At 63.7% G+C, this 2,798-nt stretch carries 2 protein-coding genes; both read right to left on the reverse strand.

The window, feature by feature from the left end:
• Positions 1 to 207: 207 nt before the first annotated feature.
• Positions 208 to 1,245, reverse strand: coding sequence for a phosphotransferase (locus tag ABZV91_RS32320; protein ID WP_355249508.1), 1,038 nt, complete (start codon positions 1,243 to 1,245; stop codon positions 208 to 210).
• Between the two features lie 385 nt (positions 1,246 to 1,630).
• Complete coding sequence (locus tag ABZV91_RS32325; protein ID WP_355249509.1) at positions 1,631 to 2,560, reverse strand: site-specific integrase; 930 nt, start codon at positions 2,558 to 2,560, stop codon at positions 1,631 to 1,633.
• Between the last annotated feature and the right edge of the window lie 238 nt (positions 2,561 to 2,798).

Genomic DNA, 2,798 nt, shown 5'->3' on the forward strand with positions numbered 1-2,798 from the left:
CACTCCCGAAGCGTTCCGGCAGCGATGGACACCGACCGAGTTCAACCAACCGCAACTCGCATGATCGGTGGATCCGCCATCGGGGCCCAGTCAGTTTGGCGTGGTCACAGCCCGCGAGCCTACTCGACCATCAACCTTCAGCGGTGGCCGGCATGCCGGAGTCCACGTGCTGCTGTGTGAGGCGGGAATGCTTTGTGGCAGAATTCTTCAACTCATCGGCCCTGCTGTGGGGGCATTACTGTTCAATCCTTGTATTTCGTCGAGCCAGCTCCGGTGCCCGCGTTCGATCGATTCGAACAGGTTGATAGTCCGTTGGACGGTCGATCGACAGCTCTCGGAATTGAATTTATGTGGCTCGTCGTCGAACCTGAACAGCTCGGTGTGGTGTTCGGCCCACCGCGCCCATTTATCCACCCAGTTCCCGAAAATTTCACGCTGTGGGGGGATGGGATAGCCTCCACCGTCTATGTAGCCGCGGATCCCTGCCAGGAAACGCTTTTGATTCACAACATTGTCTTTGGTGACGGCGAGCCCACCAGCCGCCTCCACAGCTTCGTACGACGCGGCGATATTGTCCGCTCGATCCCAATCGATGATTGCTATCGAACCGTCGTCGAGCTTCAGCATGTTTCCCGGGTGTTGGAGATCGCCGTGGGTGAACACGACAGGACCCGGTGGTGTGGGTTGGTAGGTGGCGTGGTGGACTCGGGACAGCAACGATGCGTTCTCATGTATGAGTCCTGCGGCTTCTGGTGCGCGGGGCTGGACCCGGTCGGCGATGGCATGCCATCGGTCCTCGGTGAACGGGAGATTGTTGGGTTTGACTTCACCGGCCGGCGCCACGCGATGGATACCGGCCAACGTGCGCCCTACCCGCTCGGATACCTCGGGCGTGAGCGGCACCTGAGTGAGTGGTCGGGCATCCACCCACTCGTGGACCCGGAAATACTTGCCGTCGATCTCACTGATCGCACGATTCTCCCCGGGAACCGGTACCGGGGTCGGTACCTTCACTCCACTAGCGGGCCCCCTCTGCGCAAGGGGTTGCTCCAGCTCTCTGAAACCTCGCTCCAGGCGGGGAATAGACCCTTCCAGATCGGCATCATCGCACTTGAAATCCTTGACGAAGAACGATCCCCGATCGGTGTCGAAACGCCAGGCCACATTCGCATGGCCCCCCAAGGCGCGTTCTGGATCTCGCGTCAATTTTCCGAGCTCGAAATTTCGGCATACCTGATCGGCCACCGCAGGATCCATGGACTCCGACGTTCGCGCGACAACAGGCAACCCAGGATCGGCAGCCGAGACCTTGTCGTGGGCGGCCGGGTCGAGGGTGTACCTACCTGCCGAGTCGGCGTCAGGGAGCACACTGGCAGAACTGCGAGGGGCATCCACCCCGATCTGCCTGTGCAGATCGGCGGCGGCTGTAGCCGCTCGTGTCAGCTTGTCGAGTACTTCATCACGTGCATCCGACAAGGCCCTTACCAACTCCGTGCCTCTCAACGACTCTCACCCGTCACATGAGACTGTTTGCAATATAATGCCCCTGCCTCTGGGTGAGGGCGGGCCGATGAACCACGGCGGAGGCTCCCGCGCAAGCGACTGTGCTTCACCGCCCCGCCTATTCGAGTCATCGCCACTGCGTGCGCTTGCGGGCGGCGGGGTCGGTGCCGGTTTGCCACCGGATCAGGGCCCCGGCGGATGGGCGGGCGTATTCGCCGAGTGACCGCACTGAGGCGTGTCCGCTCATCCGCATCAGCATCGGTGTGGACGCTCCGTCCTCCGCGGCGTGTGTCAACCGGGAATGGCGCAGTTGATGCAGTGTGAAAGGCCCGCGGCCGAAATCGGTGGTGTGGTGCTCGAACAATTCCAGGGCCCGCCGGTACGACAACCGTGCGCGTCCGGTGTCGGGGTCGATATCGGGTGCGGCCACATCGGGTTTGGCCTTGCGGTCGGTCAGGAACACCGGACCTTGGCGGCGGCCGGCGAGTAGACGCGGCAACAGCCGCGCGGTGCCGGTCTGCCACGCCACGATGTCGCGGGCACCGCCCTTGCGGGTCACGGTGGCGCACCGGTTCGGCATATCGAGGTCGCCGATGTCGAGCATCAGCAGCTCATCGGCCCGGGCGGCGGTCTCGTACAGCATGCGCCACAACACACGCTCACGCAGCGACGTATCCGAGCCCAGGATGCGGTCCACCTCGTCGCGGGTCAGGGCCCGGAAATGGTCCGGTGGCGTCGACCGAGACTTCAACCATGACAATGGATCACCGACCAGCCACTGCTGGGCCCGCCAGTACTCGCATGCCCCGCGCAGCGCGGCCAGCCGCACGTTGACCGTCTGCGCCGACCGGCCACCCCACACGAGAGTGGACCAGCCTCCCACCCGCTCCGCCTCCAGCAACGCCACATCGGTGTCCGCGCCGAAGTCGGTGACGAGCTGGTTGAGCGCGATGGCGTAGCCGCGGCGGGTGTTGGCGACCGGGATCGTCGCCAGATAGGCAGCCACCGCGTCGGCCAGCCGCGCACCGCGTACCGGAAACGCCCGCGATCGGCCCACCCTGACCCGTCTCCTGTCGTGTTCGGTACCCCGACAAGGCTCTACCGCAGATAAATCACGGAGTCGCCCGGCTCGGGGACCGGCGTCGCACCAGCTCGTGTGATGGCGAGAATGAAGGTTACCGCAGATAATATGCGATTGTATGCGGCAACGTGGCCGAGCATAGCTGAACCGATCAGGGCGAAACGGTCAGATCGCGGTGACTACCTGCGGATTCCGCGCCTACTCGCATACGATG

Origin of the sequence: Nocardia sp. NPDC004568 (genome assembly GCF_040609955.1) — a bacterium.
Taxonomy (GTDB): Bacteria; Actinomycetota; Actinomycetes; order Mycobacteriales; family Mycobacteriaceae; genus Nocardia.